25 protein-coding genes and 1 riboswitch are annotated in these 26,622 nt (G+C 73.2%); of the genes, 13 read left to right on the top strand and 12 right to left on the bottom strand.

The window, feature by feature from the left end:
• Positions 1-123: 123 nt before the first annotated feature.
• The 3 genes from ABZT87_RS15120 (at position 124) to ABZT87_RS15130 (ending at position 3,426) form a co-directional block, all read left to right on the top strand.
• The gene (locus ABZT87_RS15120; protein WP_354855067.1) at positions 124-819 is read left to right on the top strand and encodes an SDR family oxidoreductase; all 696 of its coding nucleotides are present in this window, start codon (positions 124-126) and stop codon (positions 817-819) included.
• A complete protein-coding gene (locus tag ABZT87_RS15125; protein WP_355136018.1) occupies positions 813-2,447 on the top strand; it encodes an MFS transporter in 1,635 nt (544 codons plus the stop codon). Before ABZT87_RS15120 ends, ABZT87_RS15125 begins: the two co-directional genes overlap by 7 nt.
• 211 nt (positions 2,448-2,658) lie before the next feature.
• Complete coding sequence (locus ABZT87_RS15130) at positions 2,659-3,426, top strand: TetR/AcrR family transcriptional regulator (RefSeq protein WP_355136020.1); 768 nt, start codon at positions 2,659-2,661, stop codon at positions 3,424-3,426.
• 15 nt (positions 3,427-3,441) lie between these two features.
• Here ABZT87_RS15130 and ABZT87_RS15135 read toward each other — a convergent pair whose 3' ends face one another.
• On the bottom strand, positions 3,442-3,960 hold the full coding sequence (locus ABZT87_RS15135; RefSeq protein ID WP_355136022.1) for a hypothetical protein: 519 nt from the start codon (positions 3,958-3,960) through the stop codon (positions 3,442-3,444).
• Between the two features lie 113 nt (positions 3,961-4,073).
• Here ABZT87_RS15135 and ABZT87_RS15140 point away from each other — a divergent pair, with 113 nt between their 5' ends.
• Complete coding sequence (locus ABZT87_RS15140) at positions 4,074-5,009, top strand: SDR family NAD(P)-dependent oxidoreductase (protein ID WP_355136024.1); 936 nt, start codon at positions 4,074-4,076, stop codon at positions 5,007-5,009.
• A 177-nt stretch (positions 5,010-5,186) separates the two neighbouring features.
• Here the strand turns inward: ABZT87_RS15140 and ABZT87_RS15145 are convergent, their stop codons facing one another.
• The 3 genes from ABZT87_RS15145 to ABZT87_RS15155 all read right to left on the bottom strand — a co-directional run bounded on the left by ABZT87_RS15145 (position 5,187) and on the right by ABZT87_RS15155 (position 7,240).
• Positions 5,187-5,582 (bottom strand): hypothetical protein, encoded by a 396-nt coding sequence (locus ABZT87_RS15145; RefSeq protein WP_354855072.1) that lies wholly within the window; start codon positions 5,580-5,582, stop codon positions 5,187-5,189.
• Positions 5,579-6,028, bottom strand: coding sequence for a hypothetical protein (locus ABZT87_RS15150; protein ID WP_355136026.1), 450 nt, complete (start codon positions 6,026-6,028; stop codon positions 5,579-5,581). Before ABZT87_RS15150 ends, ABZT87_RS15145 begins: the two co-directional genes overlap by 4 nt.
• 345 nt (positions 6,029-6,373) lie before the next feature.
• Positions 6,374-7,240, bottom strand: coding sequence for an alpha/beta hydrolase (locus ABZT87_RS15155; protein WP_355136028.1), 867 nt, complete (start codon positions 7,238-7,240; stop codon positions 6,374-6,376).
• Positions 7,241-7,376: 136 nt separating this feature from the next.
• On the opposite strand from ABZT87_RS15155, the gene ABZT87_RS15160 reads away from it, so the two are divergent.
• From ABZT87_RS15160 to ABZT87_RS15170, 3 genes are all read left to right on the top strand, one after another.
• Positions 7,377-10,808 (top strand): BTAD domain-containing putative transcriptional regulator, encoded by a 3,432-nt coding sequence (locus ABZT87_RS15160; RefSeq protein WP_355136030.1) that lies wholly within the window; start codon positions 7,377-7,379, stop codon positions 10,806-10,808.
• Positions 10,809-10,939: 131 nt separating this feature from the next.
• Positions 10,940-12,511, top strand: a complete 1,572-nt coding sequence (locus ABZT87_RS15165) for a Na+/H+ antiporter (protein WP_355068138.1) — start codon at positions 10,940-10,942, stop codon at positions 12,509-12,511.
• A gap of 145 nt (positions 12,512-12,656) precedes the next feature.
• Positions 12,657-13,952 (top strand): hypothetical protein, encoded by a 1,296-nt coding sequence (locus tag ABZT87_RS15170; protein ID WP_355136032.1) that lies wholly within the window; start codon positions 12,657-12,659, stop codon positions 13,950-13,952.
• Between the two features lie 9 nt (positions 13,953-13,961).
• Here the strand turns inward: ABZT87_RS15170 and ABZT87_RS15175 are convergent, their stop codons facing one another.
• The 4 genes from ABZT87_RS15175 to ABZT87_RS15190 all read right to left on the bottom strand — a co-directional run bounded on the left by ABZT87_RS15175 (position 13,962) and on the right by ABZT87_RS15190 (position 18,820).
• Positions 13,962-14,708, bottom strand: a complete 747-nt coding sequence (locus tag ABZT87_RS15175) for an amino acid ABC transporter ATP-binding protein (protein ID WP_354855078.1) — start codon at positions 14,706-14,708, stop codon at positions 13,962-13,964.
• The gene (locus ABZT87_RS15180) at positions 14,705-15,484 is read right to left on the bottom strand and encodes an amino acid ABC transporter permease (RefSeq protein ID WP_355136034.1); all 780 of its coding nucleotides are present in this window, start codon (positions 15,482-15,484) and stop codon (positions 14,705-14,707) included. The genes ABZT87_RS15175 and ABZT87_RS15180 overlap by 4 nt, the downstream gene beginning before the upstream one ends.
• Positions 15,485-15,523: 39 nt before the next feature.
• Positions 15,524-16,336 carry an ABC transporter substrate-binding protein gene (locus tag ABZT87_RS15185; RefSeq protein ID WP_355068141.1) on the bottom strand — a complete coding sequence of 271 codons (813 nt, stop codon included), beginning with the start codon at positions 16,334-16,336 and terminating at the stop codon, positions 15,524-15,526.
• A gap of 348 nt (positions 16,337-16,684) precedes the next feature.
• Positions 16,685-16,796: riboswitch (SAM riboswitch) on the bottom strand.
• An 83-nt stretch (positions 16,797-16,879) separates the two neighbouring features.
• On the bottom strand, positions 16,880-18,820 hold the full coding sequence (locus tag ABZT87_RS15190) for an amino acid transporter (protein WP_355136036.1): 1,941 nt from the start codon (positions 18,818-18,820) through the stop codon (positions 16,880-16,882).
• Positions 18,821-19,049: 229 nt separating this feature from the next.
• On the opposite strand from ABZT87_RS15190, the gene corA reads away from it, so the two are divergent.
• The gene (gene corA / locus ABZT87_RS15195; RefSeq protein ID WP_355136038.1) at positions 19,050-20,174 is read left to right on the top strand and encodes a magnesium/cobalt transporter CorA; all 1,125 of its coding nucleotides are present in this window, start codon (positions 19,050-19,052) and stop codon (positions 20,172-20,174) included.
• A gap of 16 nt (positions 20,175-20,190) precedes the next feature.
• Here the strand turns inward: corA and ABZT87_RS15200 are convergent, their stop codons facing one another.
• Positions 20,191-20,376 (bottom strand): hypothetical protein, encoded by a 186-nt coding sequence (locus ABZT87_RS15200; RefSeq protein ID WP_007457747.1) that lies wholly within the window; start codon positions 20,374-20,376, stop codon positions 20,191-20,193.
• A gap of 384 nt (positions 20,377-20,760) precedes the next feature.
• Between ABZT87_RS15200 and ABZT87_RS15205 the strand changes: the two genes are divergently transcribed.
• Positions 20,761-20,970: a hypothetical protein gene (locus tag ABZT87_RS15205; RefSeq protein ID WP_355136040.1), complete on the top strand. Its 210-nt coding sequence runs from the start codon at positions 20,761-20,763 to the stop codon at positions 20,968-20,970.
• Here ABZT87_RS15205 and ABZT87_RS15210 read toward each other — a convergent pair.
• Positions 20,967-21,482 carry a 2'-5' RNA ligase family protein gene (locus ABZT87_RS15210; protein ID WP_355136042.1) on the bottom strand — a complete coding sequence of 172 codons (516 nt, stop codon included), beginning with the start codon at positions 21,480-21,482 and terminating at the stop codon, positions 20,967-20,969. The two genes, ABZT87_RS15205 and ABZT87_RS15210, sit on opposite strands and share 4 nt — an antisense overlap.
• A gap of 79 nt (positions 21,483-21,561) precedes the next feature.
• Here ABZT87_RS15210 and ABZT87_RS15215 point away from each other — a divergent pair, with 79 nt between their 5' ends.
• The 3 genes from ABZT87_RS15215 (at position 21,562) to ABZT87_RS15225 (ending at position 24,623) form a co-directional block, all read left to right on the top strand.
• Positions 21,562-22,071, top strand: a complete 510-nt coding sequence (locus ABZT87_RS15215) for a DUF664 domain-containing protein (RefSeq protein ID WP_354855085.1) — start codon at positions 21,562-21,564, stop codon at positions 22,069-22,071.
• Positions 22,072-22,155: 84 nt separating this feature from the next.
• On the top strand, positions 22,156-22,545 hold the full coding sequence (locus ABZT87_RS15220) for an SCP2 sterol-binding domain-containing protein (protein WP_354855086.1): 390 nt from the start codon (positions 22,156-22,158) through the stop codon (positions 22,543-22,545).
• Positions 22,542-24,623 carry a glycogen debranching N-terminal domain-containing protein gene (locus tag ABZT87_RS15225; RefSeq protein ID WP_355136044.1) on the top strand — a complete coding sequence of 694 codons (2,082 nt, stop codon included), beginning with the start codon at positions 22,542-22,544 and terminating at the stop codon, positions 24,621-24,623. The genes ABZT87_RS15220 and ABZT87_RS15225 overlap by 4 nt, the downstream gene beginning before the upstream one ends.
• Before the next feature lies 1 nt (position 24,624).
• On the opposite strand, the gene ABZT87_RS15230 is transcribed toward ABZT87_RS15225, so the two are convergent.
• Both ABZT87_RS15230 and ABZT87_RS15235 read right to left on the bottom strand, forming a co-directional pair.
• The gene (locus tag ABZT87_RS15230) at positions 24,625-24,891 is read right to left on the bottom strand and encodes a hypothetical protein (protein WP_354855088.1); all 267 of its coding nucleotides are present in this window, start codon (positions 24,889-24,891) and stop codon (positions 24,625-24,627) included.
• A gap of 104 nt (positions 24,892-24,995) precedes the next feature.
• Entirely contained in the window at positions 24,996-25,499 is a 504-nt protein-coding gene (locus ABZT87_RS15235) for a DinB family protein (protein ID WP_355068150.1), read from the bottom strand.
• Between the two features lie 132 nt (positions 25,500-25,631).
• On the opposite strand from ABZT87_RS15235, the gene ABZT87_RS15240 reads away from it, so the two are divergent.
• The gene (locus ABZT87_RS15240) at positions 25,632-26,588 is read left to right on the top strand and encodes a DUF72 domain-containing protein (RefSeq protein WP_355136047.1); all 957 of its coding nucleotides are present in this window, start codon (positions 25,632-25,634) and stop codon (positions 26,586-26,588) included.
• The last annotated feature ends 34 nt before the right edge of the window (positions 26,589-26,622 follow it).

A 26,622-nucleotide genomic window follows, 5' to 3' on the forward strand; every position in this document is an offset into this window, starting at 1 on the left:
TCCAGATCCACTCTTCGGGTATGGCCAGCACTACCGCCGTAGCGGGTGTGCGGGGTCCGGAAACGGGAAGAACGCGCCATCACGCGATCCGTGTGACCTGTGGCGGCGGCGGCTGGAGAGACATTGGGTGCCAGAACCTTCGTGGTGGTCGGCGGTACCAGCGGGCTGGGCCTCGCGGTGGCCCGGCTGCTGGTCGACGAGCACCGCGTCGTGGTGTTCGGCAACGTGCCGGCCGAGGTAGCCGCGACGACCGACGAGCTGGGGTGCGACGGCGCGGTCTGCGACGTCTCCTCCTACGAGCAGGTCCGGGACGCGTTCGCCGAGGTGGTGGGGCGCTACGGCACCGTCGACGGGGTCGCGGCCTGCGCGTCGATGTGGGCGGGCGGCGACCTCGGTGACCTGCCCGTGGAGCACATCCGGCGGGCCGTGGAGATCAACGTCCTGGGTACGACGTACCTGCTGCGGGAGGCGCTGGAGCATCTGCACCGGCAGGGCTACGGGAACGTGGTGTACATCGGCGCGATGGCGCTGGCGGCGCCCCGGCCCGGCATCCCGGTCTACCGGGCGACCAAGAGCTACGGCAGCAGCCTCGTCGAGTCACTGGCCCAGGCCCAACACAGCAACCGAATCAAGGTGATGGAGCTGGATCCCGGGCCGATGCCGACCCGCTTGCAGGAACGCGTCGGCGCGGAGTTCCTCGACGAGGTGTACGCCCTGCCCGAGCAGGTCGCCGCCGAGGTCGTCCGGCTGTTGCTGCTGCAACCCGACGACCTCTACGTCTCCGGCGAGCGCGTGCTGCGCGCGGACGGGCGGTGGTGACGGCGGCAGCCGGACCGGGGGACCGTCCGGCCTCCGCGTGGGCGCCCCTGCGCGGCGCCGTCTACCGCAATCTCTGGCTGGCCCTGCTCGCCGCCAACATCGGCACCTGGATGCAGACCGTCGGCGCGCAGTGGCTGCTGATCCACCACTCCAACGCCTCCACGCTTGTCGCGCTGGTGCAGACCGCCAGCCTGCTGCCGGTGCTGCTGCTGGCGCTGCCCGCCGGGGTGCTGGCCGACAGCTTCGACCGTCGGCGCCTGCTGATCGCCGTCCAGCTGTTCCTGGTGGCGGTGGCGGTGGCGTTGACCCTGCTCACCCTGACCGACCGGATGCCGCCGGCCCTGCTGCTCACCCTCACCTTCGCGTTCGGGGTCGGGCAGGCGCTCACCCTGCCGGCCTGGGCGGCGGTGATTCCGGAGCTGGTGCCGCAGGAGCAACTGCGGTCGGCGTCCGCGCTCGGCTCGATAAGCGTGAACGTGGCGCGGGCGGTCGGGCCCGCGGTGGCCGGCGTGCTGATCGCCCGGGCCGGCGTCGCCCCGGTCTTCGGGCTCAACGCGGTGGCGTTCGCCATCTTCGCGGCCGCGCTGTGGCGCTGGCGGCCGGGAAGCGCCCGCGCCGTCGAGGTGCCCGAGCGGTTCACCGCCGCGCTACGGGCGGGCAGCCGCTACGTACGCCACTCGCCGATCGTGCGCCGGCTGCTGCGCCGCGCGTTGGTCTTCGTGATCCCGGCCAGCGCGCTGTGGGCGCTGCTGCCGCTGGTGGCGGCCCGGCGGCTCGGGCTGGGCTCCGGCGGGTACGGGCTGCTGCTGGCCGCCCTCGGGGTGGGCGCCATCGCGGGCGGGGTGCTGCTGGCCGTGATCCGCGCCCGGCTGTCGGCCAACCAGCTCCTGCTGATCGCCGGCGCGCTGTTCACCATCGCGCTGGCGGTCCTCGGCACCGTACGGGTGGTGCCGCTGGTGCTCCTCGCCCTGTTGCCGGCCGGGATGGCCTGGGTGACGGTGCTGGCCAACGTCAACGCCGAGATACAGCTCTTTTTGCCGAGCTGGGTACGGGCCCGGGGGCTGGCCGTCTACCAGGTGTGTTTCGCCGGCGGGCAGGCCGTCGGCGCCCTCGTGTGGGGTCTGGTGGCCGACGTGGGCGGGCTGGTCCTCGCCTACCTCGCGGCGGCGGCGTTGATGTTCGTCGGGACCGTGACGAGCCGGATCTGGCCGCTTCCGGACCTGCGCTCGGTGAACCGCGAACCGTCGGCCTACTGGCCGCAACTGCACCTCGCGCAGGAGCCGGACCCGGGCGTGGGACCGGTGCTGGTGACGGTGCAGTACACCGTCCGGCCGGAGCGGACGGGACCGTTCCTCGCGGCCATGGACGTGGTGCGCGGCGCCCGGCAGCGCACCGGCGCGATGCGTTGGGGGCTGTTCCGGCCGGCCGAGACGACGGACCGGTTCATCGAGGTGTACCTGGTGCCGTCCTGGGGCGAGCACCTGCGCCAGCACGGTGGCCGGTTGACGGGTGAGGACCGCGAGGCCGAGGCGCGGGCCCGGGAGCTGACCGACGGCGAGCCGGAGGTGCGCCACCTCGTGCCGGCCGCCGCCGGGCCGGCGCTGACCGACGACCGCGAAGGACTCTGATCTCCGTACGCCCCATCTCGTGGGTGGTTTCTGCCCGCGTCATGTGCAGGACGTGACGCCGCTGCTGCGCCACATCGAGGACGGCGAGCTGGATCCCACCCGGGTGAAGCCGTGACGGGTCGGTGCCGGCGAGCGGTGGCAGAACGGCCCCGCCGGCACCGCCTCGCGGTCGACGTACGTCGTACGACCGCGTTGTTAGGATGGCCGCACCATGGCGAGTGAGCGCAAGGCGACCGCGGATCCGGCCCGCAGCCTGGCCATTCTCTGGCGCACCCGGGAACCGACCAGCCGCAGCGCCGGGCCGGGCCTCAGCGTCGACCGGATCGTCCGGGCCGCGATCGACATCGCCGACGCCGAGGGCCTGGACGCGTTGACCATGCGCCGGGTCGGTGAGGCGTTGGGTGTCGGCACCATGTCCGTCTACACCTACGTGCCGGGCAAGGCCGAACTCGTCGACGTCATGATCGACACCGTGTACGGCGAGATGCCGCGTTCCGCCGTCGAGGGCGACTGGCGGGCCCGGTTGGAGCGGATCGCCCACGACAACCTGGCGCTCTACCAGCGCCACCCGTGGATGCTGCGGGCCGAGACGACCCGTCCGGTGCTCGGCCCGCACCTGGTGGCCAAGTACGACCACGAACTCGGCGCGGTCGCCGACATCGGGCTCACCGACGTCGAGATGGACGCGGTGCTCACCCTCGTCCTCGGGCACGTGAAGAGTTCCGCGCGCGCCGCGTCCGAGGTGGTCGACCTGGAGCGGGAGACCGGCATGACCGACGGCCAGTGGTGGCAGTCGCACGCGCCCTGGCTGGAGACGTTCCTGACGGCCGACAGCTATCCCACCGCGTCCCGGGTCGGCACGGCGGCCGGCCAGCAGCACGGCGGGGCGTACGGCCCGGAGTACGCCTTCGAGTTCGGCCTGCAACGCGTCCTCGACGGCATCTCCGTGGTGGTCGCCGAGCGGGCGGCCAACCGGTAGCCCCGACTTCTGGTGCTATCCGTGCGCCTCCGGCGCTGAGACGGCGGCCCCGAGCCGAGCGAGGGAGCGGGCGGACGGGCTGCCCGGCTCGGCGTGGTAGACGACCAGCGACTGTGTGGTGCCGCTGATCGTGAGCTTCTCGTAGCGCAGCTCCAACTCGCCGACCTGGGGATGGTGAAACACCCGGCGCCCGCCCCCGGCGCGGACGGTGACGTCGTGACGCGCCCACAACCGCCGGAACAGCTCGCTGCCGGTCGTCAACTCCGCAACCAGCTCGGTGAGCCGTGGATCGTCCACCTCGACCCCCACCTGCGCGCGCAGGCCGGCCACCGCGCTGGCGGCGACCGCCTCCGGCGCCGGATAGAGCGCCGGCACGCTCGGGCCCAGGAAGACCGCACGCAGCAGGTTCACCCCGACCCGGTAGATCGGTGCCAGCGCGGTCGCCATCGGGTTGGCGAAGAGCACGTCCAGGTGCCGGCCGTGCACGAAGGCGGGCGTCCCCGCCCACGAACCCACCAACTGTCGGATGCCCACCGACACCCGCTCCGGGCGCCGTGCCGGGCGGCCAGGAAAACCGGTAACCCGGATATCGCCCGCCGGCCGAGTGACAGTGGGTCACGTAAGCGTGATCGAGAGATGGGACAGAGATGACCGAGCGAATCACGACGCCATTCGGTTTCGCCTCGACCGCCGACGAGGTGCTCGCCGGAGTCGACCTGACCGGCAAGCGGGCCGTCATCACCGGCGGCGCCGCCGGGATCGGCGTCGAGACCGCCCGCTCGCTGGCCGCCGCCGGCGCCGAGGTGGTGCTCGCGGTGCGTCGGGTCGGTGCGGGCGAGCAGGCCGCGGCCGACATCGCGACCAGCATCGGCGCGGACCGGGTCACGGCCCGCGAGCTGGACGTGGCCAACCAGGATTCGGTACGCCGATTCGTCGCCGGCTGGGACGAGCCACTGCACATCCTGGTCAACAACGCGGGGATCATGGCGCTGCCGGAGCTGGAGCGCACCGCCGAGGGCTGGGAGATGCAGTTCGCCACCAACTTCATGGGGCACTACGCGCTGACCGTCGGCCTGCACGACGCCCTCGCCGCGGCCGGTGGCGCCCGGGTCGTGTCGGTGAGCTCCAGCGGCAACCTCTTCTCCCCGGTGGTCTTCGACGACCTGCACTTCGCGTTCCGGCCGTACGACCCCCTGCTGGCGTACGGGCAGTCCAAGAGCGCCGAGGCCCTGCTCGCCGTCGAGGCCGACCGCCGCTGGTCCGGCGAGAACATCCACGCCAACGCGTTGAACCCCGGCGCCATCGCGACCGGGCTGCAGAAGCACACCGGCGGGCTGCGTACCCCGAAGGAGCGGCAGAAGACCCCGCAGCAGGGCGCCGCCACCTCGGTGCTGCTCGCCGCGTCCCCGCTGCTCGACGGCGTGGGTGGCCGCTACTTCGAGGACTGCGCCGAGGCCCCGGTCCGGACCGAGCGGCCCGCCGACTACAGCGGCGTGGCGGCGTACGCGGTCGACGCGGGCAACGCCGAGCGGCTCTGGGAGGTGGCGGCGGACCTCATCGCCGCCGGTGGCGCCGCCCGCTGACCTCGACGGCCCGGCCCCGGCGGATCCCACCCGGCCGGCCGTCACCGGGGGGAGCGCCGGCCGCCACCGGTGCGCGGACACCACCCGGGCGAGTCCGACCCCGAGTTCCGGGCGGCGGTACGCGACCTCATCGCCCGGCTGCGCTCACCGGACGGCGGATGAGCCGGCGGTGGCCGGTCACTGGTCCTCGGGCAGCTGCTCGGACTCCGCGACCACCGCGCGGATCTTGCGTAGGGTGGCGTCCGGGGCGTGCACCGCGGCACGCCACCGGTCGAGCGTGCGGGTTAGCACCCGGACGTGAAACTGCAACTGGTTGACCTGCTCGCGCAGCAGCCCCAGCTCCGATCGCGCGCTCACCGCCTGGCCCTCCAACTCGGTGATCCGTAGCTGCAGCGGCTGCACGAGCGTCAGGGCGGCCTCCGTCAGCGTGTCGGCGGCGTCGGCCTTGAACTTGCCCCGCTGCGACACGACCGTGGCGATGGCGGCCAGACCTGTCGTCCCGCCGAGGATGCCGAGCAGGCTGAGCAGCACCTGAACCCAGTGCGGCGCTTCGGGTTGCGGTGCCGAGATCACGTGACACCTCCCACGACTCGGTGGTGAGTCGAGCACTGGTGGCCGTAGGCCAGACAGCGGAGGTCGACGGCGATCAGGGCGGCCCGCCAGAAGGCGCCCAGTGGCACGGCGCTGATCAACGACGCCGCGACGAGGCCCTGCGGACCGGTCACCGCCACCAGCGCCACCGCGTACATGCCGATGATGGTGCCGAGCACCAGCACGAACGCGAGCTCGATGCCGAGGCCGGTGGAGAGCCGACCAGGCCACAGGATGCCGAGCAGACCGCCCACGCCGACCACGATCAGCGCGACCTCCCAGCCGAGCTGGACGGGTTCCGGCATGGACAGCTGGACCGACGGTGATCGGACGTCCAGCACGAGCAGAAGGAATCCACAGATGGGTGTCGTCACCAGGGCGGCGACCTCGAACGGCTGGCTCTTGGCCCGGGAGCGGGGATGTCCCACGGTGACTCCTTGGTCGAGACCGGAACCGTTGGCCCGCCACCGGCCGCTGTCGTGTCAGGTCGCACGCGCGATCCGGTCCGCGGGTGGCGATGCTTGTGGACGGTCGATGGTCGAGGCGGTCAGCGACTCGCCGTTGTTGGCTGCCGGTAACTGTCTGTGTAGCATCGGTGACCGGCTCTCGTCCACCTGGTGTAAGGTAGCCCTTTCGCAGGTCAGAGCTGGTTTGCGGGGCGTGTGCGCGGCCTACGCGCGAGGGATCGCCGGCACGGCGGCGACCCCTCGCGATCAGTGACGAATAGTGTCGGATATCTTACTTTCAGCGGGTGTCTTCGTCCGACCCGCGTATCAGCGCAGGAGCAGGTCCCGCAGCGCCCGGACCACCACGGTCGGCGCCTCCTCCGCCATGAAGTGGCCGCAGGTGACCGTCTGGTGCTCCAGGTCCGGGGCCCAGGCCCGCCACACCCCCGCCGCGTCGTAGCCGAGCGCCGCGCCCCAGTCCTGCGCAAGCACGGTCACCGGCATCCGCAGCAGGTTGCCGGCCGCCCGGTCGGCCGCGTCGTGGACGACGTCGATGCCGGCCGACGCCCGGTAGTCGGCGACGATCGAGGTGACCGCGTTGCGGGACGCCCGCAGGTACGTGGCACGTACCTCGGCCGGCAGCGCGTCCGGGTCGCGGGTCCAGACGTCGAGGAAATGGTTGAAGAACGCGTCCGGGCTGGCGCTGATCAGTTCCTCGGGCAGGCCCGGCGGCTGCGCCATGAGGTACAGGTGGAAGGCGACCGCGGCGCTGGCGCCGTGCAGCACGTCCCACACGTCCAGGGTGGGCAGCACGTCGAGCAGGGCGAGCCGGCTGATCGCCGCCGGGTGGTCGAGGCCGGCGCGGAACGCGACCAGGGCACCCCGGTCGTGCCCGGCCAGGGCGAAGCGCCCATGGCCGAGCGCGCCGGCCAGCGCCACGACGTCGGCGGCCATGGTCCGCTTGGCGTACGCCGTGCCGTCGCTGTCCAGGGGCTTGTCGCTGTCGCCGTAGCCACGCAGGTCGGGGCAGATGACCGTGTGGTCGGCGGCCACGTGCCGCCACATGAGGTGGGTCTGCGGGAAACCGTGCAACAGCACGACCGGTGGTCCGGAGCCACCCACGGCGGCGGTGAGCGTCACGCCGTCGGCGACGGTGACGCGCTGGTAGTCGAATCCGTTGATCCTCGGCTGCACGGAAACCTTCCTGGTGAGCGGGGTCGGCGGGCGGGGCGCCCGTCGCCGCCGTACGTCATCGAGGCTGCCCGGTGGTGATCAGCAGACGGTCAGCGCCGGATCAGTGCGGGCCGGCACGGCCGCCTAGATTGGTGCCATGACCAGGCAACCGACGCCGCCGGTGGGGGTGACGTTCGGCGTACTCGGGCCGGTGACCGCCACCGCCGCGGGCGGCCCGGTCCCGCTGCGGGGACACCGGCAGCGCCTGGTGCTCGCCCGGTTGCTGATCGCCCACGGCCGGGTGGTGCCGGTGGAACGCCTCGTCGACGACCTGTGGGAGGTCCCGCCGGACGGCGCGGTGGGCGCGATCCGCACCTTCGTCGCCGACCTGCGCCGGGCGTTGGAGCCCGACCGGCCGCCCCGGCAGCCACCCCGCCTCCTGGTCACCGAAACCCCGGGGTACGCGCTGCGGGCCGCCCCGGACACGGTGGACGCCGACCGCTTCGAGGCGGCCGTCGGCGAGGCGGGACGGCTGCTGGGCGGGGAACTGCCCGCGCCGGCCCTGACCGCGCTGGACGCGGCGCTCGGGCTGTGGCGGGGTCCCGCGTACGCGGACTGCGCGGGCGCCCTCTGGGCCGTCGCGGAGATCAACCGGTTGAACGAGCTGCGGATGCTCGCCGTCGAGCGGCGCGCCGAGGCGCTGCTCGCGCTGGGTCGTCCGGACGAGGCCGCCGCCGACCTGCCCGCCCACCTCGCCAGTCATCCGCTGCGGGAGGACGCCTGGCGGTTGCTCGCGCTGGCCCGGTACCGCGCCGGCCGGCAGGGTGAGGCGCTGGCCGCGCTGCGCGAGGCCCGCGACGTCCTGGTGGCTGAGCTGGGTCTGGACCCGGGGCCCGAGCTGCGCCGGCTGGAGGGCGACATCCTGGCCCAGGCGCCGCACCTGACCCAGGCCCCCGCCGTGGCCGTGGCAGACCGTGCCGGACCCGTTCGGGACGGTGGGTCCGCAGCGGCGCCGCAGCGACAGTTCGTCGGGCGGGACGCGGAGCTGGAGCGGCTGCGGCACGCGGGCCAGGTCGCCGCCCGGTCCGGCCGGCCCACGCTCGCCCTGCTCAGTGGGGAGCCGGGCGCCGGCAAGACCGCCCTGGCCGAGGCGCTGACCCGGCAGCTCGCCACCGAGGGCTGGACCACTGCCTGGGGCCGCAGTCCCGAGTACGAGGGCGCCCCGGCCGCCTGGCCGTGGACCCAGATCACCGACACGCTCACCGAGCCGTCCGGGTCGGGCGGGCCGGCGGGACCGAGCGAGCTGTCGGGGTCGGGCGAGCCGCTGGACGGCGGTGGGACGGCCGGGACCGGTGGCGCGGGCGACCCCGCCGTGGCCCGGTTCCGTCGGCACCGCGCGGTGGCGTCGTTGGTCTCCGCCGTCGCCGACCGGGGGCCCCTCCTGCTGGTCCTGGACGACCTGCACCGCACCGACGGCGACACCCTGGATCTGCTCACCGCCCTGCTCACCGGGCCGCAGCCGGCCACCGGGCCGGTGCTGGTCCTGGGCACCTACCGGGCCACCGAGATCAGCGCGGAGCTGACCGCAGCCCTGGCCCGCGCCGCCCGGCTCGAACCGGTGCGGGTCTACCTCGGTGGCCTGTCTCCCGAGGCGACCGGCGAGCTGGCCCGCGCCCTCGCCGGAAGGGAACTGGATCCGCCCACCGTCGAGCTGATCCACCACCGCAGCGGCGGCAACCCGTTCTTCGTCCGGGAGCTGGTCCAGCTGTACGCCGGTGCGGGCGGCGCGGCGCTGGCGGCGGTGCCGCCCGGGGTACGTGATGTCATCCGGCACCGCCTCGCACAGTTGCCCGCGCCGACCCGTACCGTGCTGCGGCAGGCGGCGGTGCTCGGCCGGGACGTCGACCCCGCGGTGCTCGGCGCGCTGACCGGCGACCCGGCGGCGCTGCTGGACGCCGTGGACCGCGCGTTGCAGACCGGGTTCCTGACCGAGCGGGAGCCCGACGGGCGACTGCGGTTCACCCACATCCTGGTCCGCGACACGCTCTACGCGGACCTGTCCGCAGCGCGTCGCGCGGCCTGGCACGCCGCCGTGGCCGAGGCGTTGCAGCGGCGCCAGCCCGTCGACCCCGCCACGCTCGCCCACCACCTGCTGCGTGCCGGCGGCCCGGCAGCCGCCCACCAGGCCGCGGGCTACGCCCGTACGGCAGCCGAACAGGCCGAACGCGACGGCAACCCGCACGAGGCGGCCCGGCTGTGGGCGCAGGTCATCGACGCGTACGACCGGGCCGGGGGGACCGAGCGGCGCGAGCGGTTGAGCGCGGTGCTGGGTCTGGGGCGTGCTCTGGCGGTGACGGGCCGGTTGGCCGATGCGCGCGGGTACCGCGCCGAGGCGATCGCCGATGCCGAGGCGGTCGGTGACCCCCGGCTGACGGCGGAGGTGCTGGCCGGTTTCGACGTGCCCGCCATCTGGACCCGCAACGACGACGATCTGCTCTCCGAGCGGATCGTGCGCGCCGCCGAGAACGCCCTGACCGGCCTCGGCCCGACCGGCTCGGCGCAGCGCAGCCGGCTGCTGAGCACGCTCGCGCTGGAGCTGCGCGGCACCACAGGTGACAGTGGCCGCCGGGCCGCCGCCGAGGCCGAGCGGATCGCCCGGACCGTCGCCGACCCCGGGTTGCTGGCCTTCGCGTTGAACGCGCGGTTCATGCACACCTTTGACCGCGTCGGCCTGGCCGCCGAGCGGGCCCGGATCGGCGCGGAGCTGGTCGACCTGGCCGCTGCGCGCCAGTTGGTGACCTTCGAGGTGCTGGGTCACCTCATCCTGGTCCAGTCGGGCTGCGCGCGAGCCGACCGGGCCGGCGCGGACGAGCACGCCCGTGCCGCCGACCGCCTCGCCCAGCGGTACGAGTTGCCGCTGGTCGGGGTCTTCACCGGCTGGTACGCCGCGCTGCGCCGGGCGTTGGGCGGCGACCGGGAGGCGGCGGCGACCGCGTACCGGGCGGCCGCCGAACGGCTCCCCGGCGACGCCATGCCGGGTCTGGCCCACGGACTGCTGCCCCTCGCCCTGCTCGGCCTGCGCCTGGCCGAGGCCGTCAGCGCCGACCCGCTGGCGCGCGCGCCGACAGGTGCGCGCCGAACGGGCTACGACCAGCCGGTGTCCGGGTCGGCCGGCCAGCGGCCGATCCCCGGGCCGGACGACGAGGACTGGGCGGGCCTGGACTGGGGGCCGCACGAGCCGTGGGTCCGCCCGCTGCTGGTCGCGGCCGAGGGGGACCTCGGCGCCGCCCGAGCGGCCCTGCGGGTCCTCCCGGACGGGCCGCACGACCTGCTGCGGGAGGTGCGGCTGTGCCTCACCGCGCGGGCCGCCCTCGCCGTCGGCGACCGGCCCACCATGGAGCGCGTCGCCGCCGCGCTCCGGCCGGCCGCCGGCGAACTGGCCGCCGGCAGCGGGGTGCTCACCGTCGGCCCGGTGGCCGGGCACCTCGCCGACCTGGCCACCGCCCTGGGCCACGACGAGGAAGCCGCCGTGCACCGTCGTACCGCCCGCCTGCTCACCGCGCGCGTCCGCACCGCCGATCCGGCCTGACCCGGCCGGGGGCGCGTCCCCCGCGCTCGGACGCCCGGCGACTTGCCCGTTCCTGTGGAACCGGCAACCGGGGTGCGATCAGATGGAACAACCCGGCGTTCGTCGTCGGCCGGGGATCGAGGGGGTACGCCGTGCAGGTGCTCGTCCTGATCGTGGTGGTGGGCGTCACCGTCCTGGTCGGCACCACCCTCGGCGGCCGGTACCGGGTGGCGCCGCCGGTGCTGCTCATCGGGTTCGGGGTGCTGCTCGGGCTGGTGCCGCCGCTGTCCGAGGTGACCCTGGAGCCGGACCTGGTGCTGCTGATCTTCCTGCCCGCGATCCTCTACCGGGAGAGCCTCACCATCAGCCTGCGCGAGATCCGGGCCAACCTGCCGGTGATCGGGCTGCTCGCCGTGGTGCTCGTGGTGCTCACCATGGTCACGGTGTCCCTGACCGCGCAGGCGTTCGGCGTGCACCCGGCAGCCGCCTGGGTGCTCGGCGCGGTCCTCGCGCCGACCGACGCCGCCGCGGTCACCGGCCTGGCCAAGCGCCTGCCCCGGAAGCTGCTCACCACCCTGCACGCGGAGAGTCTGATCAACGACGGCACCGCCCTGGTGATCTTCGGGGTGACCGTGGGTCTGCTCACCCAGAGCGAGAAGCCGGGGGTGCTGGGCATCGGCGAGGAGTTCGTCGGGGCGGGCGTCGGCGGGGTGGTCGCCGGTCTGCTGGTGGGCGCCGCCGTGGTGCTGATCCGCAAGCGGCTCGACGACCCGCTGCGCGAGGGGGCGCTGAGCGTGCTGACACCGTTCGGCGCGTTCCTGCTCGCCGACTCGGTGCACGCCAGCGGTGTGCTGGCCGTCGTGGTCGCCGGCCTGGTGCTGGCGTACGCCGGTCCGCGGGTGATCCGCGCCCGGTCCCGGGTGCTGGCGTACGCGTTCTGGGACCTGTCCACGTTCCTCATCAACGGCGGGCTGTTCGTGCTGCTCGGCACGCAGATCCCCCGGGCGGTGAAAGACATCTCCAGCACCTCGCCGGGCCGGGCCCTGGCGATCGTGCTGGTGGTCACCCCGGTCGTCGTCGCCACCCGGCTGCTGTTCCTCTACCTGACGGCGGAGTCGGCGAAGCTGCGCCGCCGGATGCTTGACGAGGACCAGTCGGCGTCCAACTGGCGGGTGGGGATCGTGGCCGGCTGGTCCGGTTTCCGGGGCGCAGTGTCGCTCGCCGCCGCGCTGGCCGTCCCGACGATGACGGCCGCCGGTACACCGGTGGTCGAACGCGACCTGATCATCTTCGTCACCGCGCTGGTCATCGTTGTGATCATGCTCGTGCAGGGCACCACCCTGCCGCTGGTGGTGCGCTGGGCGGGGCTGACCGGCGACCCCGAACGCGTTGACGAGGCCCGGCAGGCCCGCCTGCGCGCCACCCAGGCCGGCCTGGACGCGCTGCCGCAGGTCGCCGCCGAGGTCGGCGTCGAGGGGGAGGCGGTACGTCGGCTACAGGCCGAGTACCAGCGGCACCTGGCGGACGTCAACGACAGCGGTGGGCGTACCGCCGAGGAACGCCGGCTGGACCGCCGACTGCGCCTCGGCGTCCTGGCCCACAAGCGGCGGGAGCTGACCCGGCTGCGCGACAACCGGGAAATCGACGACCTGGTGCTCCAGGAGCTTCAGGCCGCCCTGGACAACGAGGAGATCCGGCTGCTGGGGCGGGGACCCAACGAGTGAACACCCGCCGGTGCGGCCCGGTCCGGGCCTGACGGATTGGTGACACCGCCCGCCACGCGTGCGGGACATTCGGCCACGTCGTCGGCGGGTACGGTAAGAACCGGTTCGGCGTCCGTCGATGTGTTCGGTCCGCGAGGGGGTGCCCATGACCACCGGAGGGAGCGAGGCCGACCTGCGGGCGGTCACCGAGCGGGAGTTCCTCGACGAGCTGGTGGCGGTCACCCGCGAACGCGTCGCCACCGAGTTCCTCTACCTGATGGCGCAGGACGACGCCGTCATCGGCGTCCAGTGGGAGCAGCCCGGCGTGGACCACCTCCGCCGCTACCGGTTGCGTGACGCCTGCCCGCACTGCGTCGTCCTCGCGGGGGTGTTGGCGCTGGCGCCGATGCTGCCGCTGGACGTGCTACGCGCCGGGCGCACCCGAGGGCAGTACGAGACGGTGCTGCGCACCGGCCGGCTGCCCCACCTGGCGTTCGCCCGTCCGGCCGGTCCGCCCGGCGCGAGCTGGCTGGGGGACTGCCACGCGGTCGACGGTGACCCGCACTCCGCCGCCGACTGCCCGAGGCACGCCGTGGCCTCGCCCACCGGCGACCCGCTGGAGCTGCGCCTCGGGTCGCTGCCCCGGGCCGTCCGGGAGCTGTACCCGCACGACGGCGCCGCGACCGCCGACCTGGCGCAGCGGTTGCGGATCGCCCAGGACTGGCGGGCCGACGCGCAGGCGGTGGCGAGCGGCATCCGCGAGGCGGCGGCGACCTGGGCGTTCCTGCGCACCTCCTGCGTGCTGGGCGTGCCGGTGCCCGGCGTCAACGGTCTCGTGCTCACCCTGCCACCGGGCCCGGCCCCGGACGACCGGCCCCTGTCCGAGCTGCGCGCCGCGACAGTGCGCGCCGTGCCCACCGGTGGCCCGCTGCCCTACCAGGAGCGGGCCTGCCTGCTACCGGAGCCGGCGTCGGGAACGCACCGCATGCCGACGTACGCCGGCGCAATGGACCTGACCGCCGCGGCGCCGGTGCGTACGCTGCGGCTGCCGTCGCCCCGCCGGCCGCTGAGCACCACCGGCCGGGGCGTGCTGCTGCTCTACGAGGCCCGGCACGCCATGGGCCGGCACGTCGCGAGCGCGCCGGTGCGCGACGCCGCGTACTGGGATTCCGAAGCGGCGTTGAACGTCTTCGAGTTCACTCTGCTGGAGCGGGTCGCCGGGCGGCACTACCAGGAGGCGGTGGCCGCCTACCTTCAGGCGCTGCGCCGGGAGGGCGACCTGCTCACCCGCCCGCACAAGGTGCTCGACCGGCGCCGGCGCAAGGCGCTCTCGCTGGCGTTCGGCGGGCTGGACGACGAGGAGCTGCACCTGTGGGCGTCGGTCGCGTACCGCAACGCCATCCTGGAGCTGCTCGGCGACCTGAAGGCGTTCGCGGTGCACCTGCGCCTCCAGGCCGGCTGAGCGGCCGTCTCAGAGCACCTGGGCGAGGAAGCGGCGGAGCCGGGGATGCTCGGCGCCCTCGAAGATCCTCTCCGGCGGGCCGGCCTCCAGCACCACACCCCGGTCCATGAAGGCGACGGTGTCGGCGACGTGCCGGGCGAAGCCCATCTCGTGGGTGACCACCACCATCGTCATTCCGGCGGCGGACAGGTCGGCCATCACCCCGAGCACCCCCTTGACCAGTTCCGGGTCGAGCGCCGAGGTGGCCTCGTCGAAGAGCATCACCTCGGGCCGCAGCGCCAGCGCCCGGGCGATCGCCACCCGCTGCTGCTGACCACCGGAGAGCTGCGCCGGCCGGGCATCGGCCTTGCCGGCGAGCCCCACCAGCTCCAACTGGGCGCGGGCGACGGCCACCGCCTCGTCCTCGCCGAGCTTGCGCAGCCGGCGCAGCGCCAGGGTGACGTTGCGCAGCACGCTCATGTGCGGGAAGAGGTTGAACTGCTGGAAGACCATGCCCACCCGCTGGCGCAGCGCGTCCGGATCGTCGCGCAGGACGCTGCGCCCGTCCAGCAGCACGTCGCCGCGGTCGGGCTCGATGAGCCGGTTGAGGGTACGCAGCAGAGTGGACTTGCCCGACCCGGACGGCCCGATCACGCAGGCGGTCCCACCGCGCTGCACGGTCAGGTCGACGCCGCGCAGCACGCGGTTCGGCCCGAAGGCCAGGTGGACGTCGCGCGCCTGGAGGCTGACCGAGGTGGTGGTCGCGGTGGTGGTCATCGCCGGTCTCCTTCCGGGGCCCCGGTCAGCGCCGGGTCGTCCTCGTCCTCGTCGTCGGCGGGTGCGGTGGCTGGCCGGCCGTGGCGCAACCGCCGGTCGATCGCGTTCACGACGTGCGTCAGCGGGACGGTCAACGCCAGGTAGAAGAGCCCGGCGAGCAGCAACGCGGACTCGTTGCCGGTGGTGGCCGCATAGTCCTGCCCGATGCGGAACAGCTCCCGCTGGCTGGCCACCAGGCCGAGGAAGTAGACCAGGCTGGAGTCCTTGATCAGCGCGATGAGCTGGTTGACCCAGGCGGGCAGCACCCGCCGGATGCCCTGCGGGATGATCACCAGCCGCATCGCGTCGGCCCAGGAGAAGCCGAGTGCCCGCGCGCCCTCCAACTGGGCCGCCTCCACCGACTGGATGCCGGAGCGGAAGATCTCCCCCATGTACGCCGCCGCGATCAACGACAGCGCGAGGATGCCCAGCGGATACGGGTCCGGTCCCCAGACCTGCATGCCGAGTGGTGCCAGCCCGACGCCGATCAGCAGGATCGTCGCCGCGGCCGGCAGCCCTCGGAAGACGTCGGTGTAGACGCGCGCCGGCCAGCGCAGCCACCGGCTGCGGGAGATGCCGGCCACGGCCAGCAGCAGGCCGAACACCGTGCCGAGCAGGGCGGCGGAGACCGCCAGGATCAGCGTGTTGGGCAGCCCGACGGTCAGCATCTCGGGCAGCGCCTCGCGCATCGCGTCGGCGTCGAAGAAGGTCTCCCACAGGGTGCTCAACGGATCCATCGGTCGCCTCTCCTACCGCCCCGCTCGCTCGTCACCGGTTCAGGACGCGGCCGACGCCGACGCGGACGGCGCCGCCACGGTGCCGCTGCCCGGGGTGAAGTCCGCCGGGATCGGGCGGCCCGGGTAGTACTGGGCCTGCAACCGGCTCCAGGTGCCGTCGGCGATCACCTCGTCGAGGCCCTTGTTCAGCGCCTCGCGCAGCTTGTCGCTGCCCTTGGCCACGGCGTACGCGGTCGGCGCCGGGCTGAGCTGCTTGGCCGCCACGGTGATCTTGCCGTTGCTGTCGGCGGCCGACTTCTCGCCGATCTCCGCCGGGGCGATCCACGCGTCGGCGGTGCCCGCCTTGAGCTGGTTGAGCGCGCCGTTGTAGTCCGGCACCCGCACCGGGTCGAGCTGCTTGCCGGTGGCGTAGTCGTCCTGGACGGTGCCCTGCACCACCACGACCCGCTTGCCGGCGAGCTGGTCGAACCCGGTGATCGGCGAGCCGGCCGGCACGTCCAGCCCGAAGTAGCCGAAGTCGTAGCCGTTGCCGAAGTCGACTGTCTTCTTCCGCGCCTCGGTGATCGTGATCGAGGAGCTGCCGACGTCGAACTTGTGGTTGTTGACCTGGGAGAGCAGCGCGGAGAAGTCGGTGCCGACGAACTCGACCTTCAGGCCGAGCTTGCCGGCGACCGCGGTCAGCAGGTCGTTGTCGAAGCCGGTGAACTTACCGTCCTTGAGGTACACGTTCGGTGGGGCGTCGGTCAGCGTGCCGGCCCGCAGCACGCCGGCCTGCGCCAGGCCGTACGGGTTGCCAGCGGTGTCGTTCGAGGCGTCGTCGGTGCCGCAGGCGGTCAGCGCGCCGGCAACCACAAGGGCCGCCCCAACGGCAACGGCACGGCTCAAGCCAGAAGAAAATCGCACGGGTGTCTCCAAAAGGGTGTGTCGACCCGGTCGATCATGAAGTTGTTGCCCCGACACGCCGGTCGGGCGGGCAACAACATCATGATCGACGCGAGGGGTGGGGTGGGCGTGGTGCGCCCGGGGGAGGGAGGGGAGGGGAGGGGTTAGCGCGTGGGGCGGTGGTTACACGCCGCGCTGCACATTCGCATCAGGTCCACGTGGCGACGCCGGGTCAGGGGCGGCGTGAGCCGACCGGCCGGTGGCGTGGGGCTGAGAATGCGCATACGGTCTCCCGGGTCTGTTGCTGACCTGGGTGCCAGGCCACGCTTGCGCCGGCGTCCTGCCGGTGCCTGGTCTTCACCCGGGGCACCCCACCGCGGAGGAGGGTTGCCGGCCAGCGAGCCGGGGCTTCGCGCTGGCACTCATGACCTGCGCCGAGGCTAGCAGCTCCCACCGGTGGATCGTCCAGCCGTTATGACCACGCTCACCGCCGGCGCCGGTTCGACCGGCAGGTCAACCGGCGTGCACGTGCGGCCGGCGGCGCGGGTCGGGCTCTTGGCGACGCAGGATCTCCCGGGTGACCGAGGCGATGGCGCCCTGCCCGAACGCCAGGTAGCGCAGGAGGTTGCGACCCGGGCCACCCTCGCTCCATTCGAAGTAGATGTGTGGGCGTCGCCTGCTCCGGTCGCGGATCTCCAACAGCAGGGCGGCGAGCGCGGTGGGCACCGAGGAGCCGGTCAGGCTGAGCACCGGGTAGCTGTCGTGCGCCACGCTGCCGCGCACCGGCAGCTCGGTCTCGAAGTCCGACGGGTCGGTGACGTGGACCTCGACGAAGATGACGTCGCTGTCGTCGGGGAAGTCGTTGTCCGCCATGGTCTGTGCCAGCTTGGCGCGGTATTCGGCCGGGTCGCGGCGGTCCGGCTCGTGCGCGATGAGGCGGATCCGACGGGTGGCACGCTCGTCGATCATCCGGGCGGCGACCGGATCCAGCTCGACGTGGTCGACTCGCACCTCGTAGGCCCGTACGAGCCGGGACAGCACCGACACCAGGATCATCCCGCCGATGAAACAGGCGGCGATCTTGACGCCGTCGGGGCGTTCCACGACGTTCGCCAGGGTGGTGTAGACGAAGATCAGCGCGATGGTCCCGAAGGCGTACATCCGCCCCCGCTGCCGCCGTCGTCGCGCCGCGAGGGTCACGGCCGTCGCCGCCGAGGTGATCAACACCAGGACCCCGGTGGCGTACGCGCCGCCCTGCGCGTCCACGCTGGCGGAGAAGATCACCGTGATCAGGAATGCCACCGAGGTGAAGACCAGCACCAGCGGCCGGACCGCCCGCGCCCAGGTAGGGGCCATACCGTAGCGCGGCAGATACCGGGGTACGAGATTGAGCAGCCCGGCCATCGCCGACGCGCCCGCGAACCACAGGATCCCGATCGTGGACAGGTCGTAGACCGTGCCGAAAACGCCGCCGAGGTGCTGGTGCGCCAGGTAGGCCAGCGCCCGGCCGTTCGCCGGCCCGCCCGGCCTGAACGCCTCCGGCGGGATCAGCACGGTGGTGGTCACACTGCTGGTGATCAGGAAGACGCTCATCGTCGCGGCGGCGGTGGTGAGCAGCCGCCGCGCCCCCCGGATCCGGCCCAGCGGCCGGTCCTCCGAGTCCTCGCGATCCCCCCGGATGTGCGGCATCACGGCCACCCCGGTCTCGAAACCGGACAGGCCCAACGCCAGCTTCGGGAACACCAGCAGGGACAGCCCGACCACCAGCAGGGGATCGCCGTGCCCGGTGCTCAGCGCGGTGGTCCAGTCCCCGACCGCGCTCGGGTGGGTCACCACCCGCCACAGCGCGTCGGCGATCACCACCGCGTTCAGCGCCAGGTAGACCGCGACCAGGACGACGGCGATCCCGATGGCCTCGCCGAATCCCTTGAGGAACACCGCGCCCAGCAACGCCACCAGCAGGAGCGTGAGGGCCACCTCGTGTCCCTTGAGCCCGCTCGGCCAGAACGGGTTCTCGTCGAGGTGGGCGGTCGCGTCCGCCGCCGAGAGGGTGATGGTGATGATGAAGTCGGTGGCCGCGAAACCGAGCAGCACCAGCACCAACAGCTTGCCCGGCCAGTAGCTCAGCAGGCGTACGAGCATCGCGATCGAGCCCTCACCGTGCGGGCTCTCCACCGCCACCCGCCGGTACACCGGCAGCGCGCCCAGCAGCGTCACCAGCACCAGCACCAGCGTCGCCACCGGCGACAGCGCCCCGGCCGCGAGCGCCGCGATGCCCGGCTGGTAGCCCAGCGTCGAGAAGTAGTCGACACCGGTCAGGCACATCACCTTCCACCACGGGTGGTGCCGATCCTCAGGCGGGCGGCCGCCCGGGCCGGAATGCCGCGCGGCCCGCTCCGTACCGCCGTCGAGCAGCCAACCGCGCAGCCGCCCGGCGCGCCTGTTGCCCTGCACCGGCGCTTCCCCCGTCCTCCGCCCATGGTCACCGCGAGTATCCGCCCGGCCACACGCGCCCGTCCCCAGGTACGCCGAACCCGCCCGTACCGGGTGGGGACGGCCGGCGAGTCGGAGGGTTTCGGGCCGGGGGCAGGGGGGATGCAGCGCCTCCGGCGCGCCTCGCACCGAATCGTCCGGTCGGGCCGGGAGGCCGCCGGATCGGATGCCACCGGGGAAGGAGCGGGTCATGGTCGGCGGCCGTCGCTTCCGCCCGGGTGGTGGCTTCGGCCGTCAGCTCGACGAGCACGAGACCCGCGTCGGCGTGCCGCCGCCGGAGCCGCCCCCGCCCGCCGGTGGCATGGTGGACAGTGCCGTCTACATCCGGGGACACCGGATCGCGTCGCCGGCCGGCCTCGCCGAGACGTACTCCTGCCTACAGGAGCAGGACGACGCGATGGCCTGGATCGGGTTGTACCGGCCCGACATCGACCAGATCTCCTCGCTGGCGCGCGAGTTCCGCCTGCACGACCTGGCGGTGGAGGACGCGATCAACGCCCACCAGCGACCCAAGCTGGAGCGGTACGGGCACACGCTGTTCGTGGTGTTGCGTGCCGCCCGCTACGACGACCTGCGGGAGGAGGTCGAGTTCTCCGAACTGCACCTGTTCATCGGGCCCGGTTTCGTGGTGACGGTCCGCCACGGGGAGGTCCCCGACCTGGCGGCGGTCCGGCGCCGGATGGAGGCCGACGCGCCGATGCTCGCCCAGGGGCCCGAGGCGGTCCTGTACGCGATCCTCGACCAGGTCGTCGACGGGTACGCGCCGGTGGTCGCCGGGTTGGAGAACGACATCGACGAGATCGAGACCCAGGTCTTCGGGGGTGACCCGAACGCCAGCCGGCGCATCTACGGGCTCAGCCGGGAGGTCATCGAGTTCCAGCGGGCCGCCCGGCCGCTGCTCACCATGCTCGACGCGTTGGCCACCGGCGCCGGCAGCTACGGCACGGACGAGGAGCTGCTCCGCTACCTGCGTGACGTGACCGACCACCTCACCCAGGTGGTCGAGCGGGTGGACGGGTTCCGGCACCTGCTGCAGAACATCCTCACCGTCAATGCCACCCTCGTCTCGCAGCAGCAGAACGAGGAGATGCGCAGCCTGACCGCGGCCAGCTACGCGCAGAACGAGGAGCTGAAGAAGGTCTCCTCGTGGGCCGCGATCCTGTTCGCCCCCACGCTCATCGGCACCGTGTACGGCATGAACTTCGTCCACATGCCGGAGCTGAAATGGCGCTTCGGCTACCTGTTCGCGCTGCTGCTGATGCTGCTGGTCTGCGGAACCCTCTATCTGGTCTTCAAGCGCCGCGGCTGGCTCTAGCAGCGGGGCGCGAGGCTCACTCGATGCCGCGCAGGATGTGCCGCTCGTCCTCGCTGTCGTCGTCACCGGCGCCGATGCGACCGAGCAGCACGGCGGCGGCCCAGATGGTCAGGGGCGTGGCCGCCCCGGTCATCCCGCCACCGGTCCGGTCGTGGCTGGTCTGGCTCCGCTCCGTGCGCGGTGGCCTGCGCTGAGCCTGCATGGGCCCTGCCTCTCCTCGTCGAAGCCGCCGCGGGCGGCCCGCTCGCGCGGGTCACCACCGGTACGGCATCCACGTCGAACCATCCCACGCCCGGCCGCATCCGCACCCCCTGTTTTCGGTTTCCCGACTGTCGCCCGCCAAACCGGACATCTCGCCTCGATGGTGCACCGACCGGCCGAGTGGGTAGCGAGGTACAGGTGAGCGGATCTCTCGACACCGCCGTCCGGGTCGCCACCGGACGTGGCGCCCTGCCTCGCTACCTCGTCGCGGCGACGCTCGCCCGCGGCGCGGACGCCGGGGCGACCGTGGGAGTTGTGTTGCTGGCCACCGTGTCGCAGGTCGGGGCGACCCGGCCGGCGCTGCTCGGCGTACGCGCCGGACGCCGTGCGGACGCAGGTGTTCGTGTCGACGGCGGCCCTGAAGGTGGCCGCCGGCTCGCTCGGGACCGGGCTGGCCGGTGCGCTCGCCCCGCTGGGTCCGCGTCTGCTGCTGCTGGCCGGGGCATCCATCGCGCTCGCCGCAGCGGTGGCGGCGAGCGTGTCCGCGCGGCGGCGCGTCGACCGCCAGGACGGCTGGGACCTTGACAAACCCTAGGCCAGCGGATGGGCGATGCCGCGGGCGTGGTCGGTGAGGGCGGCGCCGACCACGGTCGCCGCCAGCGGCAGCACCTCCAGGCAGCGGCGCACCGCGGCGGCCATCAGCGTGTTCGGCACCCGCATGGACAGCGTGCAGTGCGGCACCCAGCGCCCCGGCTGGTAGTGCTCGACCAGGGTGATCCCGGCGGCGGCGAGCCGGCCGTGCACCAACCGGTGGTGCGCGAGCAACTCCGGGGTGGGCGCCGGGCCGAGCCAGAGCACCCGTCCGACGAACTGCCCCGCGTACTGGAAGTCCAGTCGTAGTGGGGCCGCCACGACCGTTCCGCGCAGCGCCTCGGCGACCTGTTCGGGGTCGAAGCGGGGCGCGACCGCGAGCGACACGTGCGGGCGGTGGCGCTGCTCCAGCAGCGAGCGCATGCTCTGCACGCCCTCGGCCTCCAACGCGTCCCACAACACCCGGATCCGCCGGGTGGCGTCCGGGTCCAGATACAGCTCCAGCGCCGCGACCACGTGATCACCGTAGCGGCCGAGGTCTGGCTGTCGGTGTCGGGCGGTACCGTGATCGGAAACCGACCAGGAGGCGTGCCCCGTGGACGTGAGTGACCTGCTGACCGAGACGTACGACCGGCTGCCCGACCTCGTCCGCGCGGCGGTCGACGGCCTCACCCCGGAGCAGCTGCGTCGGGCGCCCGGCGAGGGCGCCAACCCGGTCGGGTGGCTGGTCTGGCACCTCACCCGCGTCCAGGACCACCACGTCGCCGACCTGCTCGACGCCGAGCAGATCTGGGTCAACGGGGACTGGGCGGGGCGGTTCGGGCTCACCGCCGACCCGCACAACACCGGCTACGGCCACACGCCCGCACAGGTGGCGGAGGTGCGCCCGGAGAGCGCGCAGGCGCTGATCGACTACTACGAGGCGGTTTCGGCGCGTACCGGATCGTTCCTGGCGGGGCTGCGCCCGGCGGACCTGGACCGCGTGGTGGACGAGTCGTGGGACCCGCCGGTCACTCTCGGCGTGCGGCTGGTCAGCATCGCCGACGACGACCTGCAACACGCCGGGCAGGCCGCCTACGTCCGCGGCCTCGTCGAGGCCGTCTGACCCGCGTCCCCCGGTTCACCCGGTTCGGGTGACTCCCGCTCACCCCGCGCCGGGTGATTCTGCGGGGATGCGGGAGGTGATCTGATGGGTACGACGGCGGCGCGGTTCCTGCAGGACCTGGACGCCGGCCGGCGCCCCGACCTGTCCGAGACCACCGCCGGGACGCTGCGGCTGGACATGCGCGGCGACGGCTGTACCGATCACTGGTACCTGACCGTCGCTGACCAGCACGTCCAGGTGACCCGGTCGGCCGACGACGCCGACCTGCTGGTCCGCGCCGATCGGGCGGTCTTCGACGAGTTGGCCAGCGGTCAGCTGCACCTCGCCGAGGCGTTGCTGCGCAACGAGCTGACCGTGCGGGGCGACATGGCACTGCTGTTGCTGCTGCGGCGGATCTTCCCCGGCCCGGCCGACGCCCGGCATCCCCGTGCGCTGGGCCGGGCGGCCCTCGCGAGACAGGAGGGGTCGCGATGAGGCAGGAGCAGGTGCACGTGATCGCCGGCAACGTGTTCGCGATCAGCGACGCCCAGGGCGACATGGAGGTCGACCCGCAGGCGCCGGTCGGGCTCTTCTCGTTCGACACCCGCTTCCTGTCCCGGTGGGTGCTCAGCGTCGACGGGGAACGCCTCAACGCGCTCTCCCGCGACGACATGACGTACTTCGAGACCCGGTTCTTCCTGGTGCCCGGTGCGGCGAGCCACTACGTGGACGCCGACGTGTCGATCATCCGGCACCGCTCGGTGCACGACTGCTTCCACGAGCAGATCACCGTGCTCAACCATTCGCCGAAGCCCGCCGACTTCACCGTGCGGATGGAGGTGGGCGCCGACTTCACCGACATCGCCGAGATCGCCGACGTCGCACGGCCCCGACCGCGGGCCGTCCACGTCGCGGTCGACGCCCACCGTGCGGCACTCGTGCTGCGCTACGAGCGGGAGCGGTTCGGCCGCGTCACCACGGTGCACAGCACCGCCCCCGCCGAGGTCGACGAGGAGGGGCTCACGTTCCGGATCAGTGTTCCGCCCGAGGGGAAGTGGGAGACCACCCTGCACGTCAGCATGACGATGCGGGGCGAGGGTGACCGGGACATGCGCGCCGATCTGGAGTCGCACCAGCAGGTCCTGCGGCGGGGAATGGGTGACGACCTGACCGCGTGGTTGGCCCGGGCCCCGCAGTTGGTGGCCGAACGGGCGGGCCTGGAGGAGACGTACCAGGGCGCTCTGGCCGCCCTGGGGGCGCTGCGGTACCAGCCGCTGGCGTACACCGACCGGGTGCCGGTCGGCGGCCTGCCGTGGGCGATGGGAATGTGCGGGCGGGACAGCATCATCACCTGCCTGCAGAGCCTGGCGTTCGTCCCCGAGTTGGCCCGCGCGACGCTGCGGATGCTGGCGCTGCTGCAGGGTGGCCAACTCGACGACGAGCACGACGAGGAGCCGGGCAAGATCCTGGTCCAGTTGCGCTACGGCGAGTTGGCCGCGTTCGGGGAGCGGCCCAACGCGTTGTACTACGGCGCGGCCGACACCACCCCGCTGTTCGTGGTCCTGCTCGACGAGTACGAGCGCTGGTCCGGCGACGCGGAGCTGGTCCGCGAGCTGCGCCACCCGGCCCGGCGGGCGCTGGACTGGATCGACGAGTACGGCGACATGACCGGCGACGGTTACGTGCGCTACCAGCGCCGCAACGAGCGGCACGGCGCGGTGAACCAGTCCTGGAAGGACTCCCGGGACGCGATCGTCGACGCGCACGGGCGGTTGCCCGCGTTTCCCCGCGCCACCTGCGAGTTGCAGGGCTACGCGTACGACGCGAAGCGGCGCGGCGCCCGGCTGGCCCGCGAGTTCTGGGGCGAGCCCGAGTACGCCGACCGGCTCGATCGGGAGGCGGCGGCGCTCAAGGAGCGGTTCAACCGGGACTTCTGGTTGCCGCACCGGGAGTACTACGCGTTGGCGCTGGACCCGTACGGCGAGCAGGTCGACGCCCTGACGTCCAACATCGGGCACCTGCTGTGGAGCGGGATCGTCGCGGACGATCGCGCCGAGGCGGTCGCCGAGCACCTGCTCGGGCCGCGGCTGTTCAGCGGCTGGGGGGTGCGGACGTTCGCCACCGGCCAGCGCCCGTACAACCCGGTGGGCTCGCACCTCGGGGCGGTGTGGCCGTCGGACAACGCCCTGATCGCCGCCGGTCTGCGGCACTACCGTTTCGACACGCACGCGGCCCGGATCGCGGCCGGCATCTTCGACATGGCGCAGACGCTCGGCGGAGCGGTGCCGGAGCTGATCGCCGGCTACGAGCGGAGCCTGACCAAGTATCCGGTCCAGTTGCCCTCGGCCGGTCGTCCCCAGTCGTGGTCCTCGGGCGCGCTGCTGATGTTGCTGGGCACCCTGTTGGGCCTGCGGCCCACCGGCGAGAACCTGCTGGTGAATCCCGCCCTGCCGAGCGGCTTCGGCGGTATCGAGCTGCTCGACATCCCCGGCCGTTGGGGGCACACCGACGCGTACGCCGGTGATCGCTCCACCCAGGCGGAGGCCCGCCCGCGGACCCGGCGGCGACCGTGACTCAGCGGCCGTCGCTCCGGGCTGTCGCACCGCCGGCGTCCTGATCGAGGGACGGGGACACGTGGGCCGGGGGAGGCCGCCGGCGGTGCGCCTGGGCGCGACGGAAATCCTGCACGGCGAGGCTCAGGCCGGCCAGCTCGTCGGGGCGCGGCGCGGCACGCACCGCCGTCAGGAGCAGCACGACCGGACGCGTGTCGGTCGACGGATCGACGGGGAAACCGCCGAGCAGCCGCTCGGCGGTTTCCTGGTTCATCCGGTCCGCGTTCATCTCGTGTCCCTCAGCGCCCACCCCGCGGGCGATGTCACATCGGCGCCCGGAGCGGGAACCGGTGGTGACAGCACGAGGCGAAGCGCCCGAGGGCGGGCCGGGGCTCAGCCCATGGTCTTCGACCCGTCGATCGCCTCACGCAGGATGTCGGCGTGCCCCGCGTGCTGCGACGTCTCGGCGATGAGGTGCAGCAGCACCCGGCGGACCGTCCAGCTCGCACCCGGCTCGAACCAGGGCGCCTGCGGCAGCGGGTGGGCCGCGTCCAGATCGAGGGTGGCGATCAGCTCGTCGGTGTGGGCGGCCACCGCCTGGAACCGCTCGACCAGCCCGGCCAGGGTCTCGCCCGGCGCCATCCGGAACTGACCGACCCAGTCGATCTCCTCGCGCTGCATGGCCTCCGCGCCACCCACGGCGAACAGCATCCACCGCTCCTCGGTGCCGGCGACGTGCTTGATGAGCCCGCCCGGGCAGAGCTCGCTCACGGTGCTGCGGGCGGCGGCCTGCTCGTCGGTCAGCCCGTCGACGGTCTGCAGGAGGAAGCCCCGGTGCCGGCGCAGCGTCTGCAGCAGGTCGGCCCGTTCCCCGGTGAGCTGCGCGGTGCTGGTCATGGTGTTGCCCTTCGGTCGAGGTCCGTCGGGCGCCAGCCTAGGACCGGGCACCGACACTTCGGGGTCGGACACGACGGGAGCGCCGGCCGCCAGCGGTTGCCGATCGGGGCGCGGGACTGTCCACTGAATGACATGAGTGTGATCAAGGTGGGCACGTCGTCCTGGGCGGACCAGACGTTGCTGCGCTCCGGCTGGTATCCGCGCTCGGCCAACACGCCGGCCGGCCGGCTGGCCTACTACGCGGGACGGTTCCCGCTGGTCGAAGTGGACACGTCCTACTACGCCGTTCCGGTGCCGGAGACGACACAGGGCTGGGTCGACGCGACACCCGACGACTTCACCTTCAACGTCAAGGCGTTCAGCCTCTTCACCGGGCATCCCACGCCGGTCGCCGTGCTGCCCCGGGATCTGCGGCCGGCCGGCGGCCCGAGCCGGGTCCGCCGTCGCGATCTGCCCGAGCAGGCGTACGACGAGCTGTGGGCCCGCTTCCGGGCGGCGCTGGACCCGATCGCGGCCGCCGGCAAGCTCGGCGCGGTGCTGTTGCAGTTCCCGCCCTGGTTGGCGCGCGGCGCCGCCGCCGAGCGTCGCATTGTGGAGCTGGCGCAGCGGTGCCGGCAGTGGCGGGTGGCGGTGGAGCTGCGGCACGCCTCCTGGTTCGACGGCGCCGCCGCGGCGGCGACCCTGGACCTGCTACGCGCGCACGACCTGTCCCTGGTCTGCGTCGACATGCCACAGGGGCACCCGTCGTCGGTGCCGCCGATCCTGACGCGGACGGCGGAGCCCGCGATCGTCCGCTTCCACGGCCACAGCGACGCGTGGGGCGACGGCGACAAGCAGGACAAGTTCCGCTACGCGTACGACGAGTCGGAGCTGCGGGACTGGGCCGCGCGGCTGGCGGAGCTGGCCGGAGACGTCGACGACCTGCATGTGCTGTTCAACAACTGCTGCGCCGGGCAGGCCCAGCGCGACGCCACCCGGCTGGCGCAGTTGCTCGCCGAGACCATGCTCGCCGATCCGCGGGTGCCGCCCGGGCCGCGTGGACCGGCCGACGGTCAGACCGTCGCGGCGCGGGCCGCGTCGAGCGGCTGACGGACCGCTGCCCGCGTGCACCCCGTTTGGAGCG

Source organism: Micromonospora sp. NPDC005237 (genome assembly GCF_040607775.1).
Taxonomy (GTDB): Bacteria; Actinomycetota; Actinomycetes; order Mycobacteriales; family Micromonosporaceae; genus Micromonospora.